The sequence below is a fragment of the Methanoregula sp. genome, assembly GCA_041645435.1.
GTDB lineage: Archaea > Halobacteriota > Methanomicrobia > Methanomicrobiales > Methanospirillaceae > Methanoregula.
Window position 1 is genome coordinate 742546 of sequence record JBAZQB010000001.1, and the last position, 16561, is coordinate 759106.

General features: G+C 47.7%; 16 protein-coding genes. 6 read left to right on the forward strand and 10 right to left on the reverse strand.

Annotation, left to right across the window (positions count from 1 at the left end; genetic code table 11):
- Positions 1-7 precede the first annotated feature (7 nt).
- The 3 genes from WC593_03555 to WC593_03565 all read left to right on the forward strand — a co-directional run bounded on the left by WC593_03555 (position 8) and on the right by WC593_03565 (position 3977).
- A complete protein-coding gene (locus WC593_03555) occupies positions 8-1837 on the forward strand; it encodes an ASKHA domain-containing protein (GenBank protein MFA4824212.1) in 1830 nt (609 codons plus the stop codon).
- Between the two features lie 92 nt (positions 1838-1929).
- Positions 1930-2550 carry a class I SAM-dependent methyltransferase gene (locus WC593_03560; GenBank protein MFA4824213.1) on the forward strand — a complete coding sequence of 207 codons (621 nt, stop codon included), beginning with the start codon at positions 1930-1932 and terminating at the stop codon, positions 2548-2550.
- 110 nt (positions 2551-2660) lie between these two features.
- Positions 2661-3977 (forward strand): PEGA domain-containing protein, encoded by a 1317-nt coding sequence (locus WC593_03565; protein MFA4824214.1) that lies wholly within the window; start codon positions 2661-2663, stop codon positions 3975-3977.
- 311 nt (positions 3978-4288) lie between these two features.
- Here WC593_03565 and WC593_03570 read toward each other — a convergent pair whose 3' ends face one another.
- The gene (locus WC593_03570; protein ID MFA4824215.1) at positions 4289-5152 is read right to left on the reverse strand and encodes a PEGA domain-containing protein; all 864 of its coding nucleotides are present in this window, start codon (positions 5150-5152) and stop codon (positions 4289-4291) included.
- Between the two features lie 196 nt (positions 5153-5348).
- On the opposite strand from WC593_03570, the gene WC593_03575 reads away from it, so the two are divergent.
- Positions 5349-6017, forward strand: coding sequence for a VTT domain-containing protein (locus tag WC593_03575; GenBank protein ID MFA4824216.1), 669 nt, complete (start codon positions 5349-5351; stop codon positions 6015-6017).
- Positions 6018-6385: 368 nt separating this feature from the next.
- Here WC593_03575 and WC593_03580 read toward each other — a convergent pair whose 3' ends face one another.
- From WC593_03580 to WC593_03590, 3 genes are all read right to left on the reverse strand, one after another.
- Entirely contained in the window at positions 6386-7465 is a 1080-nt protein-coding gene (locus WC593_03580; protein MFA4824217.1) for a GHMP kinase, read from the reverse strand.
- 15 nt (positions 7466-7480) lie between these two features.
- A complete protein-coding gene (locus WC593_03585) occupies positions 7481-8035 on the reverse strand; it encodes a DUF2148 domain-containing protein (protein ID MFA4824218.1) in 555 nt (184 codons plus the stop codon).
- A 104-nt stretch (positions 8036-8139) separates the two neighbouring features.
- Entirely contained in the window at positions 8140-8424 is a 285-nt protein-coding gene (locus WC593_03590; GenBank protein ID MFA4824219.1) for a hypothetical protein, read from the reverse strand.
- Between the two features lie 291 nt (positions 8425-8715).
- On the opposite strand from WC593_03590, the gene WC593_03595 reads away from it, so the two are divergent.
- Positions 8716-8883 (forward strand): hypothetical protein, encoded by a 168-nt coding sequence (locus WC593_03595; GenBank protein ID MFA4824220.1) that lies wholly within the window; start codon positions 8716-8718, stop codon positions 8881-8883.
- Between the two features lie 133 nt (positions 8884-9016).
- On the opposite strand, the gene WC593_03600 is transcribed toward WC593_03595, so the two are convergent.
- The 5 genes from WC593_03600 to WC593_03620 all read right to left on the reverse strand — a co-directional run bounded on the left by WC593_03600 (position 9017) and on the right by WC593_03620 (position 13330).
- On the reverse strand, positions 9017-9265 hold the full coding sequence (locus WC593_03600) for a hypothetical protein (GenBank protein MFA4824221.1): 249 nt from the start codon (positions 9263-9265) through the stop codon (positions 9017-9019).
- 109 nt (positions 9266-9374) lie between these two features.
- Entirely contained in the window at positions 9375-10334 is a 960-nt protein-coding gene (locus WC593_03605; protein MFA4824222.1) for a hypothetical protein, read from the reverse strand.
- Between the two features lie 360 nt (positions 10335-10694).
- The gene (fhcD, locus tag WC593_03610; GenBank protein ID MFA4824223.1) at positions 10695-11585 is read right to left on the reverse strand and encodes a formylmethanofuran--tetrahydromethanopterin N-formyltransferase; all 891 of its coding nucleotides are present in this window, start codon (positions 11583-11585) and stop codon (positions 10695-10697) included.
- Positions 11557-12159, reverse strand: a complete 603-nt coding sequence (locus tag WC593_03615; protein ID MFA4824224.1) for a 5-formyltetrahydrofolate cyclo-ligase — start codon at positions 12157-12159, stop codon at positions 11557-11559. The genes fhcD and WC593_03615 overlap by 29 nt, the downstream gene beginning before the upstream one ends.
- A gap of 208 nt (positions 12160-12367) precedes the next feature.
- The gene (locus WC593_03620) at positions 12368-13330 is read right to left on the reverse strand and encodes an alpha/beta hydrolase (protein MFA4824225.1); all 963 of its coding nucleotides are present in this window, start codon (positions 13328-13330) and stop codon (positions 12368-12370) included.
- A gap of 109 nt (positions 13331-13439) precedes the next feature.
- Between WC593_03620 and WC593_03625 the strand changes: the two genes are divergently transcribed.
- Positions 13440-15476: a PAS domain S-box protein gene (locus WC593_03625; protein MFA4824226.1), complete on the forward strand. Its 2037-nt coding sequence runs from the start codon at positions 13440-13442 to the stop codon at positions 15474-15476.
- 215 nt (positions 15477-15691) lie between these two features.
- Here WC593_03625 and WC593_03630 read toward each other — a convergent pair whose 3' ends face one another.
- Entirely contained in the window at positions 15692-16366 is a 675-nt protein-coding gene (locus tag WC593_03630) for an alpha/beta hydrolase (protein MFA4824227.1), read from the reverse strand.
- Positions 16367-16561: the final 195 nt, after the last annotated feature.

Consider the following 16561-nt stretch of genomic DNA (forward strand, 5'->3'; position numbering starts at 1 on the left):
GCTCTTCATGGCTGATCTTGTTACGGTCTCATTCTCTCCGGTAAACAAACAGGTTTCTGTACCAAAGGGTACAACCGTACTTGACGCAATCCGGAAAGCCGCGATTCTGTTTGAATGCATCTGTGGCGGAAACGGGGAATGCAATAAGTGCAAAGTTATCTATGTAAAGGGCTTAAGCGATTTCGGCTCACTGATGAGCCTTTACGGACTTACCCCCGAAGAAATCAGGAACAATTATTCCCGGGCCTGCCACACGCATGTCTTGGGAGACTGCGAGTTTATCATCCCTGTGGAAAGCAGGATTTTTGCTCCCCGTATCCTCATGAACAACGTGAGCGACAATCCCGAAATTTCTCCATTGGTAGCAAAATACCGGTTATTGCAGGCAAAAGATGCGGGTTACTCCGCCTCATCCCGCTCCCTGCGCCTCGATGGGTATACAGGAGCCCGCCCGCACATGACAAAAGAGCAGCACGAACACCTGCTCAATGCGAAAGGACCGGTTACTGTTACCATCACCCGCATTCACCAATATCCGGAAGTGATCGCAATTGAAGCCGGGGATACCCGTGAACAGAATTACGGTCTTGCCCTTGACCTCGGGACTACCACGAGTGTGGGTATGCTGGTGAACCTTTCTGATGGCCGTATTCGTGCAAAGGCCTCTTCCCTCAACCGGCAGATCACGCTGGGTGAGGAACTCCTGACCCGTATCCATGCTGCAAAAGAACCTGAAGGCAGGGCAACGCTCCAGCGCCTTGCGGTGGAAAGCATCAATGATGTTATCGACCAGCTGATAACCTCTGCTTTCGTGGACCCGTCCTTTATCAACGATGTCTGTATCAGCGGAAATACGGTGATGGAATACCTTCTTGTCGGAAAGGACTGCCATGATCTGGAACTTGCCAATATCACGGTCTCCCGGAAACCGATCCTGATCCATGCCCGGCAGCTCGGGATCGGGGTAAACCCTGAAGCATATGTATACTGCCTGCCCAATGTCAGTCGTTTTGTCGGAGGGGATGCAGTAGGAGACGTGTTGGCTTCGGGCATGCATGCCTCAAAAGATCTCTCCCTTCTCATCGATCTTGGCACTAATGGCGAAGTGATCCTGGGAAATTCAGACTGGCTGGCCTCAGTTTCCTGCGCATCCGGCCCTGCCTTTGAAGGTGCCGGGATCAGCTCCGGTATGCGGGCAATGCTCGGGGCTATCGAATCGGTTACTATAGATCCCGAAACCTTCAATGTATCCTGGACAACGATAGGAAATGCTCCTCCCCGGGGTATCTGCGGTTCCGGTATCATTGATGCTGCCGCCACCATGACACGCGCAGGAATTCTTGACTTTACTGGAAAGATCGTTGTCGGGAAACCCGGTGTGCGGATCGGTCCGGGGGGTCCTGAATATGTACTGGTTACCAAAGACAAGACTGCCACCGGCAGGGATATTGTGATCACCATGCAGGATATGGCATACCTGATGGACTCGAAAGCAGCAGTACTTGGTTCGATTGGTGTGCTGCTGAAAAAGTACCGCATTGTAGTCAGCGATATAAAAAACGTCTATCTCGCCGGGGCATTCGGGGCCTTTGCTGACATAAAAAATGTTGTCTGTTTCGGCATTATACCGGATTTTTATAACGCTTCATTCCATGGAATCGGTAACGGTTCGCTGAGTGGTGCTTATGCAACGCTTATGTCTGATAAGAAACGGTCCACTGCGCAGGAAGTAGCAGACAAAATGGTCTATGTTGATCTCCTTACCGATGCAGATTTCATAGAAGAATATTCATCGGCAATTTATATTCCCGGAAAAAAGGAATATTTCTCCCGTTAACCAATAACCAGGAGAACCGGACCGGTTCCGCTTCATATACAGATAACCGTCTTTTAATTTTGCCGGCACATGTATATGTGAATGGGGAGATCGTGAGAAAAGATTCCGAGGCATGGGACAAGGAATACATGCAACGGGGAGCGCTCTGGAGTGGCACCGTACATCATCTGCCGATCTTACCGCCGGGTTCACGGGTACTTGAACTTGGTTGTGGCAATGGCAAGACCCTGTCCTGCATGATCCAGCATTACTGGTATATGACGGCAATCGATTTTTCTCCTTGTGCAGTCAGGATGTGCAAACCCATTACCGATACGGTGCCCAACAGCCATACCTGTGTAGCCGACGCCCGCTGGTTGCCTTTTGCCTCAGAAAGGTTTGAGGGGGTGATCGCCACTCACGTTTTGTCCCATTTGCAGAGCGGTGATCGTTCACATGCAGCGGTTGAAGCAGCACGGATGCTGAAAAAGGGAGGCACCTTATACTTCTCCGGATTTTCTGTAGAAGATTTTCGATCAACAAAGGGATGTGTTGTGGAACCGGGAACAATCCGGAATGGTAAGGGCGTCTGTACGCATTTTTTTACCGAATCCGAAGTGCAGGATCTGTTCTGTACCTTAACCCCGCAGACCATAACCACAAAACGGTGGTCTCTGCGGGTTCGCGGGCAGGATTTCCCCCGTGCAGAGGTCCAGGCAACGTTTATAAAATAGTTTCAGGTTTTTTCCCTTTGCTCATTAAATGTTCCCTTATGACGTATCGTATCTCTATTTTAGAAACGTTTATACTGAAAAAAACCATTATTCCTAGACGGAGCATTTCAATGAAAAAACTGCTGTTTCTCATAAGTATCGTTCTTTGCCTGTTGCTGGTATCAGTCCCTGCGGTCAGCGCGATTGGCGGGGATCAGGGATGGATTGAGATCCGCTGTAATGTGGATGGTGCAAGGGTATCTTTCGATGGCGTGGAAAAGGGAGTGATCAGCGGGGGTTCATTCACGGTCCCGGTGTACTCCACTGCGACTCCGTATCATTCTTTCTCCGTGGAAAAAAGTGGTTACACCCCTTATAGTGGAGAACTCTCGATGCCGGGAGCCGGTGAGACAAGGACCTATTATGCCACGTTAAACCCTATTCCCACACCGGTTCCTCCGGTCAATTATGGATCTATCTATGTTGAATCATCACCATCCGGCGCCTCAATTTACTTCAATGGCAACTACCGGGGAAGTGCACCCCTCACGATAAGCGAAGTCTGGCCGGGAAGTTACTCGATACAGGCTGAAATGAACGGGTATCACACGTACACGACAACAACTTCGGTGTCATCCGGAACACGTTCAGATGTGTTTTGTTCCCTCTCTCCACTGGATACTTCGGGCGCACTCTATGTGATTTCCGATCCCTCAAACTCAAAAGTGGTTCTGGACGGCATGTACCGTGGAACGACACCCATTACGCTCAACAACCTTGCATCCGGAACCCACATCATCGAACTTGACCATGCAGGGTATTATGACTGGAAATCAACCGTCACGGTACCGGCAGGCGGCACTAGAACGGTCTCGGGCACCCTCAATCCTATCCCCATAAGCAATGTCGGGTGGGTGTATGTTTCATCAAGCCCCGGTGGCGCATCGGTTACCCTGGATGGTAACAATTACGGACAAACCCCGTCAAGCGGCTCATTGAAACTGAATAACATTGGTATCGGCGATCATACCGTTGTTCTCACACTTACCGGTTACCAGAAATATACGACCACGGTTTCGGTAAATGCAAACACGGTTTCAGAAATCAACGCTATTCTTACACGTGAGGGACCAAAACCCGGCAATGGTGAATTATCGGTCTCCTCAACTCCCTCCGGGGCTAACGTATTTATTGATAACAATTTTGTAGGAATTACTCCGTTAACAATAAAAGAGATACCTGCAGGAAGTCATGTTGTAATAGTTCGCCTTGCCTGGTACCAGGATTACCAGATTACAACCACAGTAAATGCTGGTGCCACCAGCACGGTTGTTGCTGGAATGTCACCGGTTACCTCAACAACACCGCAGAAATCCGGTACAATCCCGTTACTGGCATGTGGCGCTCTTCTCATCCTGGCGCTATTCTGCATCAGAAAAAGCCAGTAATCTTTTTTTTAGGGGGAAGTATCAATAAAAACCCTGGTTTTTTTTATTTTTACAATAGAAATTTCGAAAAATTCCTTGACTAAAAGTTATACGAAAAAAGTGACAGTTGTTGACGAGTGTTGCTTTTTTCTGTGACTGATTCCTGTTTCAGTACTACGACAGGGTGGGATTACCGTAGCGGCTGAGGCAAAGACCGGGCCAAAGACCTCATGAGCATGAAAACAATTTACTCGAATATGAATTACTAAAAATCTTATGCAAAAATCAGGGGCTAAAATAACACATTGCCCAAAAAAATGCAAAACAGAGATTTATTGCCGGATTATTTTTCGCAGAACCATACAACCGCTAACGGCAAGTCCCGTGATCAGGAGGCCAAACCCGGGCACGGGGAGTAAACCTGAGGGTGCCGGGGTTGATTGTGCAGTATACTGGAGGAATACAAATACATTGGTTGTTTTGCCCTCAACAATGGCAACGGTTTTTGTTACGGATTGAAAACCTTCTTTCTGGAACAGCAGCGTATGGGACCCTGTCGGGATGTCAGAAAACATCCCGGGAGAATCTCCGACATAAGTCCCATCGATATAAACCTGAACAATTGCCGGTGAAGCAGTAACATTTATTCTGCCATTCGTATCTGGTGTTGATGCAACAGAAGGTTTTGAAGGGTCAATTACGATATGGGTAAGTGCCGGGAGAACCGCTGCGTTTGTAAATTCCCTTTTATAGGCATCAGGGAAAAAAATGGTGCTCTTGGCGGGTGCAAAATCAGCAGTCACAACGCTACTAAGCGCAGAATTTTTTAAGGCAATCTCTGCTTTCTGAAAATTCATGGAAGCAGTACGATATTGCGTCCCTTGTGGCACATCCTGCGTTTCAGCAAATTTCTTCAAGAGCAGGGTAGCCTTCGTTTTGTCCATGGATAGGATAACCGGCGGTTCTGAACTGGAGGTAAGACCTTTTTTAAGTTCTTCTTCCAGCATGGATTGTGGTATAGCATTTTCTAAAAAACCTTCCAGGGTAAATTTGAAACTTGCAGTGGCATCCCCGCTTTTATCGATAGTAATATCCAGGGAATTTACCGTGAATGCATGAACCGGTAAGATAAAAAATACGGCAAGACATGCAAGGGATAGAATGCGGAACAGGTTTGCAGAAACGGTGTGTGACATTGTTATTATTCTCCATAAGGGATGGTCAAATGGATATGATGAAAATATTTTTGGTGCTGATTCCCGATATATGTTTTCAGTCTGCGGTTTTTATGAAGTATTTATCATAATTACAAGTGAATTTGCCGTGAATTTATTAAGAAACTACAGAAACTCAATTTAATATAGAGAACGAACCCATATTTTTTCACTACACATGTTCGATTCTTTGATCAATATTTTTCTCCATCTTGACCAGAATATGATCTCTGTTGTCCACGAATATGGAATGTGGACCTACCTTATTCTGTTCTGCATCATTTTTTTAGAGACCGGCTTTGTCATTATGCCCTTCCTTCCCGGGGACTCCCTTCTTTTTGTTGCAGGCGCAGCCGCAGCGAGCGGGATCATGGATCTCCAGTGGCTTTTTATTGCGATCATTTTAGGTGCAGTACTGGGAGATACGGTAAATTACTGGATCGGGAATTATATCGGCCTGCATGTATTCCTTGAAAAGTTCCCCACACTTGTCAAAAAAGAGTATATTGACCGTACATACATGTTCTATGAAAAATACGGGGGTGCAACGATCTTTGTTGCACGTTTTGTCCCGTTGGTGCGGACCTTTGCACCATTCCTTGCGGGCGTGGGATCGATGCACTACTCCCGGTTCCTGTTCTATAATGTTCTGGGTGCTGTATGCTGGACTGCGGGGGTAGTTCTTGCCGGATATTATTTTGGTTCATTTACGATAGTAAAAGAAAATATGAGCCTTTTGATTATCGCTGTTATTGCCATGAGTGCGATTACCATCCTGTTCATACTCTACGGCATTATTTCCGGGTACCTGGAGAAGAGAAAAACGGCAGATTCCCGGAAAGAATAATTACGTTTTTTTCTGGTAATATATTGGTAATTTTGATATTGAGCGGATTGCAAAGATGGGGGCTGACGCCCCCATGCCCCCAAATACGATGCATCCCGCCGCCCCCGCGGTGGATCAGTCGGTTTAAATCTGGAGCAATGTCTTTATCCGCTTCTTATCAGATCTCCATCTCTGAAATGTGCTGAATAAACCTCCCCGCCCAGCGAGGCCCCGACGAGGCGGCCGAGCGACCCCCGAAGGGGGTGGGAAGCATCACAATCAAAATTGAATGGTATACTAATCTCTTCAAAATAACGATAATCCTTTCACTCAGGCCTTCATACGGGACTGAACGTTTCACATACTCCGAAATGAGAGACTATGAAAAATTATTTTTTGTGGGCAATCGTCATGCCCTTGTTATCGACTTTCGTGCTGATAGTGACGCTCAGGCCAAGAGGTTTGAGTAGTTTGTCCATGGCTTTCCGGTCAAGTGCGGTGACTACGGCAATAGAAGGACCTACCGAACTCATACCGACAAATTCGAGTTTTTTCTCCCGAAGCTGGCTCATGTAATGATAGATCCCGTAACTGTGGTGCTCCACTTCAGCTCGTTTGGATCCCCGGAACTCGATCTCCCAGACCACATCGCCAGCTTTTTTTATGTCATCGTTTTCAAGTGCGGGTACAAGGTCCATCAAGAAGAGATATGCCTTAAGTTCGCGGTCACGGTAATCCAATGTCCGTGCCTTGTTCATCAGGAGATTGAATTCCTGCGTCCCGGCCGATGAAATGTCTGTGGGGGGGATTATAATATGCACATTCTTTCCTTCGGCAAAGGAGTGATGGTAGACCAGCGAGAGCTCATCGCCCATGATTGCCATGCCACCATGGGTACTTACCGCAGGGCCGACACCGGTCTCGAATCCAAAAGCAACATTACCATCTGTGGTCTCTTCAACATAATTATGACCGATTAAATGGCGGAGCTGGGTATTGGTGAGCGGAGAACCCACGGCAACATTCATTGCAGTAGCTACTGCAATCATGACGGTGCTGGTTGATCCAAGGCCCACATGTTTCTGTTCATGATCGGTTGCCGTGATGGTAAATCCGCCGGTATATCCGACCGCCTTTTTGAACACGGCGACGAAGTTCTCGATGATAGGTGCACGCCCATAATTGATCGAGATTTCTTTTTTTGTACATTCAACCGTTGCAGTACAATAACACTGTATTGCAAACCCGATGCCACCGCCGCCCGGGTGATCCGGGGCAAAGCGGTTCATGTCCAGGACGGTCAGGTGGATGCGTGCCGGGGCTTTGACAGTTACTTTCCCATTTACCGGTGCCAGTTTGAACTTCTTCTTCTCAAGCCCGAGCGTTTTTAAAATTGTTTTTGGAGCGAAAGACTTGAACTCGTACTCCACGAGATCCAGATCCCCACCGCGGATTTTCATGATCGGCATATGTAACAGTTCCTGTTATGAGCGATCGAAGAAAATGTTTTTGCCTGTAGCAGAGAGGGGAATCGCATAGGCAACCGTACAATCCTTTCCCAAAAGCCCGAGATCGATAGCGGCTACACCGCCGGAATACATAATCCGGTTATCGACATTATGAATCTGGGCGGTTTTTACTGCCGAGCCAAGGGCAATGCCGAGGTCAGCCATCCGTATAGCGCAGTTGGGCCCGGAATACGGCGTGGTTTTCTTGTTCTTGCGCTTTTTGCATTCCATTGCCATCTCCGCACAGGTCGCAAACCCACACGCACCGCAATTGATGCCGACAATGACATCACCCCGTGCACCAACCAGGACGCACGCATCACTTGCTGAAATGTTCTTTGCATCTCTTTTGAAAAAACCAATATCGCGTTCTTCTCCCAGTTCGGAAAGTCGGGTAGCCAGCGTGGACACTTCCTTTCCGGTAAGCACCCTGATACTAATCGTATCCACTCCTTTTCCTTTCGGGGCGGTGCGAGCGGCAAGGGCCATGAGACCGGCAACTACCGTCACTGCTGTCTTTTCAAGAGTCATATGAAAATATTGTAACCGGACAGATGAAAAATGGTGAGGATATTATGTCGTGTCTTTTACAATAAGAAAAAGAAAAAATGTTCCATCAGAAGGTATTGTTTTTCTTACTCATCAGGTTCAAAAACAGCCCTGTCTGTATCCGATGGAGAGGTGTTCCATACCTGCCAGCACAAACCGGCAATACAGATCAGGATACATAGAGCCAGCAGGATTGCACTGAAAATATTCTCTGCAATTAGCAGGTTGACGGGAATTTGCATTCCCAATTTGTCGTTTACGATACCTATTCCCAGAGCCACGATAAGAAACAAAATCGTACCAATGATACAGCCAAGAATTACTGCTGCAGCAATACGCAGCATGTTTGGCCTTTCTGCTTTTTCTGCCATAGTGTCAGTATCTCTCGCCCGATATTTAGTAATTGGTGCTCTGCTGAAACCTTAAAGAAAAACAAGCAGTCACTCTTTAGGTTTCAGTACGTTGTGCTTTCATTCTTGATGGTTTGGTATCTCCTTGTATTACGATAACCATCAGATTGTTGATAAAATCCCATACTGGGGATCAAGGGGGCGCTTCTCTTGGGAAATCTCCCCTCTGGAAGAGAGCCATGATTTTTAAGAGGGAGAGTAAAGGCAGACCGACAAAAAATTTCTATGAAAAGAATAAGAGAGAGAAATAATATGGCGGAGAAAAAGAAATGCGAGTACTGTGAAAAGGACGCTATCGGGTACCAGGGATTTGGGTGTTGCTCAGCATACGTATGTCTTGAACATGCCGATAACTTCGTTCTTAATCTTAAACCCGGCGGGAAACTGAGTTCGGGTGATTGTTACTTTGAACGGTTCTGAATCACCGGTTTATCCTGCATCACCAGAAAGGGGCAGGTGTAAGAAGCATCTGCTTTACGTTTCCATTACCGTATATCCACGGTTTTATTAGATAGATCGTTTTTGATCTTATGCATCAATACCAAAAAAAAGGTTATGCTTTTTTCGCAATGAGCGTTATACCACCCAAAGCCGCGAGAACTGCAATGATATTCACAACCGCGATGAGGTCCGGACCAAGACCGATGATATTGAAGTAATCATACAACGCGAATAGCAGGAACGCAACTGCAAAGAGATATCCTGCCGGTTTTTTCAGAACGCCACCGATGTAACATCCGACAATCACAATAAGGAACTCAATAATAATAGAGATTGGCGTGAGTATGTCAACAAGTATCATACAGATCCCTTTTTTTTGACAGATTTAATATTTTTGATGACCCCTTCCGATTATGGGTTCAATAGAGCGGGATAAGGGAGGTTTGCTTTTTTTTAATGTATGAATATAATTATGGCGATCTGCCAATCGAGGTATTGACATACACAATTTCATTGGTGTACCAAGTCAGATATACCGATGAATTGGCGATCTCCTTATTTCCCTGCAATGAATACAGGTGTAAATCAATTTTTACGGGTTTCTTATTCCGTTCAGGATCAGTTCCGGGATACGTCCAGTGGATATCCTTTGCAGTATCGTCGTACACGGGATTTCCCAATATGGTGACTTCAGACGTTGATGGAATAACCCTGATGAAATAGCCATAATCGGCAGACCAGGTATGTCTGCTTGCCAGTAATTCACGCCCGGAGATATTCGTGATTTCGAGCCGCAATCCTTTTGCCGATGAGATATGCGGGGAGAAATACTGCGGGTCTGCCTGTATTTTTATATTCCCGGAAAAAGCATCCGCATTATCAAAAAACCGGGGAAGAGCAAAGGGAATGAAGACAAGAAATCCTATTACCAGAAGGGTAAATACAACCACGCTCAGCCGGGGGAATTTTTCCAGTCCCGGAATATTTCCGGTAATTTTTTTCCCGATATTCCAGCCTAAAAATGCATAGATAGCCAGCGGAATACAGGTGAGTCCCGTGATAGCCGCAAAAAGCCATGAATATTTATTGGGGATCAAGGGCATTATCAGGATAAAAAACAGCGTCAGGCCAAACCACATCGGCACTAAACAGAGAAGTAGTACAGAGCGCTGGGAATCACCATCATACCAGGTAATAAGCGTCCGGGACCAGAGAGTAATTTTTTTCCGGATATTTTCGGTATCCCTGCCTTCGATGATCAGGCCAAATATCAAAATAAAACAGATCGTTAAGAATACCGCTCCAAAAAAAATGATAATGGAAAGGAACAAGGGGAGGAGGCTGTCCGTATCGGTAATCCAGGATGCCCCCAGAATACGGGTCCCCATATTGGGTATAAGGGAGATCATGGTTCCGGTTATACCAACCATCGTGAAAAAACGAAAATTTTCCCATAAAAAATGCCGGATGGTAAAGGGATTTTTTATCTTTTTTTTACACGAGGGGCATTCACTGTCAGGAGAGGATAGTTCCCTGCCGCAATCGGGACATATTTTCATTATGCTTTTGTGTAACACGTTAAATTTTATAAATGATTTTATGTTACCGGAAATTTTCGTCGTATTTTGATCGCGTCCCGTTTTATGGGGTTCTGGATAGGGCGGGCTCTTAAAATATGCACTGATAGAGAGCAGTTGAGCGGGCGATCGCTGCCGGATCGACAGGACAATTCCGGAATTGAACGATGGGCTGATTTGGAGTTGCTCGGGAAAATGAGACCGGGTAATAGGTTACCGGAAAAGGTCATGGAGATAAAACCGGTACTGACCGAGTTTTCCCTCGAAATTTGATGCGCCGATGTACATGACCGTCCCGGTTTCAGTCGCAGCCTGGATGCCGGTTTTCATTGCATTCCTGATGGAGCTCTCATCGATACCATTCAAAACGATCTCATATACTGAAGCCACTCCTTCAGGGACTAACGAATCGGGGATTCGATCCTTGAGAGTAGGACACCAGGCATGGTTGGTGCTTGCCGGCATCGGGAAACGATAGTTTTTGCACCCTACCTTTGAACCGCTGCCAACAATACCACCCGCAAAACTGGTTATAACACCATGAATGCCGGTTATTTTTTTTACTGCAGCAACGGCGCCGGAAAGTGCCGACTGCTGGTCTTTTCCCATGACCAGAAAGTTCCCGCCGGCAATACCCTTTACGGTCCCAAAACGTTCCTCTCCCACATAATCGCCTTCCATAACCGGGATCTTCCAGCATTTCCTGCCACCAACCATGCACCGCTCTTCATACCGGTCCCCAAAATAGTGCATTTTTGAAAAGAACCGAAAATCAGCATCAGGAAAACCGTCAAAAGCTGATGCTGTCGGTGTGGGAAGGACACACTGGGAGATCCTGCCCGCGACATGTGATTTCATGTTCTTCTTTTCCGAACAGATCAGTATCGAGATTCCGGGTCTGCTATCCGGGGTCTCTTCTGGAGTGAGATATCGTTCAATCCCAGCTTCACAGGGGCACCCGATCTTGGATGTCGCAAACCCGGTCGCTTCTACAGCTGCCTTGTACGCCCACTCTGTTGTTGCTGCCGTGATGATAATCCGCGACAGCCAGACCGGGAATGCCTCTGCAAAGGTGTCAAGTATCCCGGTGCCGTTGATCTCCATTGCTCACCGTCCTATCCCGATAAACAATTCCGTCTTCAGTTATGATGTAGTCCATGGGGACATCATTCTCATCAACCGGCAGGCTGTCAACTTCCTGGCAGGCAAATGCGACCCCGATCTTCCGCAGGTTCCGGTTTTTTGACAGGAACCGGTCATAATAGCCGGCACCGTACCCGATCCTTCCGCCGCTTCGGTCAAACCCGAGCATCGGGAGGATAATCGTACCAATCTCTTTAGGATCTGCCGGAATCTCACTGCCGATGGGTTCAGGAACGCCAAACGTGCTCGGAACAAGTGCGGAAAAATCCCGTAAATATGACAGCCGGAGGCTTACGTCTTCTTTAACGATGATCGGGACAACAACCGGATTTCCCTGCCTTAAGAGGGAAAGGATCAACGGCTCGGTATTGACCTCTTTTTCCTTTGAAGTAAAGACCATTACCGTCTCATCATGCCTGATGATTTCCATGAGATGATGGCAGATCGCGTGGCTTTTTAAAAGCCGGTCTTTTGGTATCATTGCTTCTTTTTTCTGGCGCAGGATCTGCCGTATGCTGTTTTTCAGCTCCCTCATGGGCAGTAGTATATCGCAGGCGTATTTATGGTTTTATATTTTCCAGCTCCAAACTTACCGATAGATCATTCACACGGTCCTGTCTGAAAACAGACTATCATAACAAAGAAGAATCAGGTTCTCCACCTGGTTCTCACTGTAAGATCTCGATTTCTGGTAGGTATCCTGGTTTTTGTTGGGTTTTAAAGCCTGATATCCACATCCATTTTCAATGGTGCGACTGCAGGAATTTTATGATACGCTCCTGCACGTCATGGACTTGCGGTGAGATCCATGCGCAGAAGTGGGAACCTTGCCGCACCCATAGTTCCTCAGCAAAGGGAATATTCTCCCGTGCGTACACACCGTGATAGAAGAGGACGTCACTGTCATGGGTCCCGTGGATGATGAGTGCCGGGCACCGTATCCTGTCAACGGGAAGGTCAGGGAGTGTTGCGAGATGTCTCATATCATTATCAACGCCGACCTTTCTTCTGGAGTAATCCGACATTGAACGCACAAGGCGGAAGAAAAAACGCATCTGGTCGGGATCCTGGGTTGCTGCATCGACCTGCTTGTCGATCTGCTCAGGCCGGAGCAGGGACTCTTGTTGGATGAACTCATGCAGGGTCTTCTTGGGAAACCGGGTTGAGAAGAAGCTGACCAGCTGTTCTCCGGGTCCGCTTAAGAATATCGCCTCGGTTATTGCATTGACATTGGCCGGCATCAGGTATTGTGAGACAACGGCATCGATCGCAACCAGTGCGGTGACCCGGTCCGGATGCCGTATGGCAAACCCATAGCCGGACGCACCCCCGGCTGACCCGAAAATCACCGCAACCTTGTCTATCCCGAGCGTATCCAGCAGGGCTGCGTACATGTCGGCCTGCTCATCGGCAGTCTTGCCTGACGAGAGCGGAGTGCCGAGATACCCCGGCCGGCTCGGTGCAAGCACCGAAAAACCCTCCCGGGCTAACCAGTCAAAGAGCATGAGGGCCTGGTCATACCCTCCGGGCCCTCCGTGGATACCGAGGACGGCCGGACCTTCTCCAAGGCGGGCATATTCTACCGTCCCCTTTGCTGTTGTTGTGGTGCGATTCATGGAAATAAGTTCATCCTGTCGTGCGATCTCGGCTTTAACCCACCGCGGGAAGTCAGAGGTGAACAGGGCGTCATAGGATTCCGCTGGCATAAACTGTCATTGACATTGATATATAAAAAAGGCATTTACGGGAAGTTTTGGATATTTATTCCCCACATTTGCCACAATATATATATAACATATATACGGATTCGGTAACATGGAACTGACGTTCATCCAGAGTTCAGTTACACTCTTTGAGATCGTCTGCGTGATTATCGTCTTTGCAACAGTTTTCATGAGAAGCCGGTTTTTCAATGAGGTTTTCGAGCACCGCCCGGCATGGACCACCCAGATACTCCTCATGGTTTTTTTCGGCATTCTGTCGATCTTCGGGACACTCAGCGGGCTCTCCATCTATGGTGCTGTCGTCAATGTCCGGGATCTCGGCCCTATGGCAGCGGGTCTGGTTTGTGGACCGTACATCGGAATCGGGTCAGGGATTATCGGGGGGTTGTTCCGGTTTTTCCAGGGGGGTCCGTATATGTGGACAGGGTTATCCGCCCCCATCCTTTCAGGCATTCTCGGGGGGATAATGTATCTTGCCAACAAACGGCAGTTTGTCCCTATCTGGGTCGCGGTGCTCTTGATCGGGCTTTCTGAGACGCTTATCTCATGTTATACTCTCATTCTCGTAACAAAACCTTCAGAATTTTTTACTGTCGTCACATCAGTTGCAATCCCCATGGTCGTTTTCAACATTATCGGTATGTTCATTTTCGCCTCCGTGGTTTACCTTATTCTTGACGAAAAGAAGGCGCAGAAGGAGATGCAGGTACTCGAACTCGAAGTGGAATCCAAGAGGAACCTTTCCACCATCATCAACACGATCGCTTACCCGGTCTATGTCCTTGACCGCGACCACCGGTTTGTTCTCGTGAACGACAGCTTCTGCCGGTTTATCGATCGGACGAAGGATGAGATTCGTTTCAGGACACCCCGCGATTTTTTCTGTGAGACCGATTCAGCGTTCAACGGGGATATGACCGATGATGTCTTCCATAGTCAGACAACCCGGGAAGACGAAGTGATGATCACCAAACCTGACGGGCAGAAACGTACCATTATTTCCACTACGACTGTGTATAAGGGTGCACCTTGCCAGGGGTTTGTGATCGGCGTTATCCAGGATATCACTGAACGCAAACATGCAGAAGAGGCACTGCATGCCAGAGAGATCCGGTACCGCCGCCTCTTTGAGTCCACACATGACGGAATTCTCATTCTCGATGCCGATACCGGGCAAATCGTTGATGTAAATCCAATTTTAATTGACTTGCTAGGATTCTCCTACGAAGAGTTTCTTGGAAAGAAAATATGGGATATCGGAATTTTCAGGGATATCGTAGCTAACAAAGATAACTTCGAAAAATTGCAACGGGAGGAATTTATCCGTTACGAGCATCTGCCGCTCGAAACTGCTGATGGGCGGCAGATATTCGTGGAGTTTGTCAGCAATGTCTATGTGGTGAATGATTCGAAGGTCATCCAGTGCAATGTCCGGGACATTACCGAACGAAAGAAAATGACAGAGCAGATCGTTGCATCCCTGTCCGAGAAAGTGACCCTGCTCCAGGAAGTCCACCACCGGGTCAAAAACAACCTCCAGATAATTTCAAGTCTCCTCAACATGCAGATCCGTAAGACAACAGATCCCCATACGATTGAAGCCTTGAAAGACAGCCAGAACCGGGTGCGGTCTATGGCGATCGTTCACGAACATCTCTATAAGGGCAAAGATTTCTCCCATATCGATCTGGGGAATTACATCCGTGCTCTGGGAATGGTGCTTTTCAGCTCGTATGAGGCCGGAAACCAGGGTGTCCGGCTTGATCTCGATGTTCATGATATTTATATCGATACCAACACCGCCATTCCTCTCGGTCTCATCAGCAATGAATTGATCACAAACAGCTTAAAGTATGCATTCAAGGAGAAGAAAGAGGGTAAGTTATCCATCACAGCTACCGAAGATCACACTGGCCTGACTTTCGTGGTAGCAGACAATGGTGTAGGATTATCCCCAGACATCACGCTGGAGAATCAGACTTCGCTGGGACTTCAGCTGATAAGCACCTTGACCGATCAACTCAATGGCACGGTAGCGATCGATCGCACGGGGGGGACGAAATTCACGTTTACGTTCCCCAAATCAGTGGAAAAAGCATCGGAGGGAGACACTGAACGTGTGACATGAGTACAATCGATAGCGACGAATACGATACAATACATGATGTGCGGAGCTGGCTGGAGCATCGTGATACACCAGCGACGTCATCATACCAATAGGGCAACTGCAAAATTCAGGGGAGTACCGGTAAGCGGAATGGAGAGAGGCGGAAGCACGATAGGCTAGAGCCCCAAAGTGCAACTACTTGTCTCTCTTTAGGGTTTCAATAAAGCCAACAAGGATTATTTCTTTGCAGCGTCCAGAAGCAACGGTATAAACGCCTCCGGCAGATCTGCCATCGGTACATGAGATGACAGCAACTCGAGATAGGTCCACCCTTTTTTTGCAGTAGCGATTTTTTGTCGGGCAAGACGGGTAACGAGCGCAAACTCGCTTTTTGTACACAGGATATAGGTTTTTGGCAGCAGGTTATTTTTCACTGCATCATACTGCAGTTTTTCAACAAAGGGCGGAGCTGCTTCCAGGCCGGCAAACGACAAAGGGTCACAGCCACCGGAAGCAATGAGATCAAACAGGGACTGTCCCGGATCCGGCACTGCGGCATCGACATACACCAGACGCCGGATCCGGTCTGCTATTTTATCAGCGACACCGGTTATTACCATCCCGCCATAACTATGCCCGACCAGAATAACATCCCGCAGGTCATTTCCAGATATCAACGTGCATATCTGCCCGATATGATCGGTCAGCGTGGAACGGTGTTCGTCCAGGAGTGTCGGCGCAAAGACGTGGTGATTGTGCTGCACAAGAACGGGAATGACGGGATTCCATATCCTGCCTCCCATGGTTCCGTCTTTTGTGTAAACGGGTTTTCCCACGGTCAGTTTGTTCCATGTAACAACAGACATATTGCCGCCATGAACGAGAACATAATTGGCCATTTTATCTGACACATCCCCACCGGGTATTCCAGATGAGACATTGTATTCAGCTCATTAAATGCTGTTGCAAAAAGGAGAGCAAAAAGGCTTCTGTCAGGGTTTAGGGAACGTTTCTGTCATAAGTCAGGATATTTTTCGAAGGCGGTGCAGCTGTTGGAGTTAGGGCAGAAACGTCCGGTCCATCTCGGCCGGGGCAACCGGACCCTT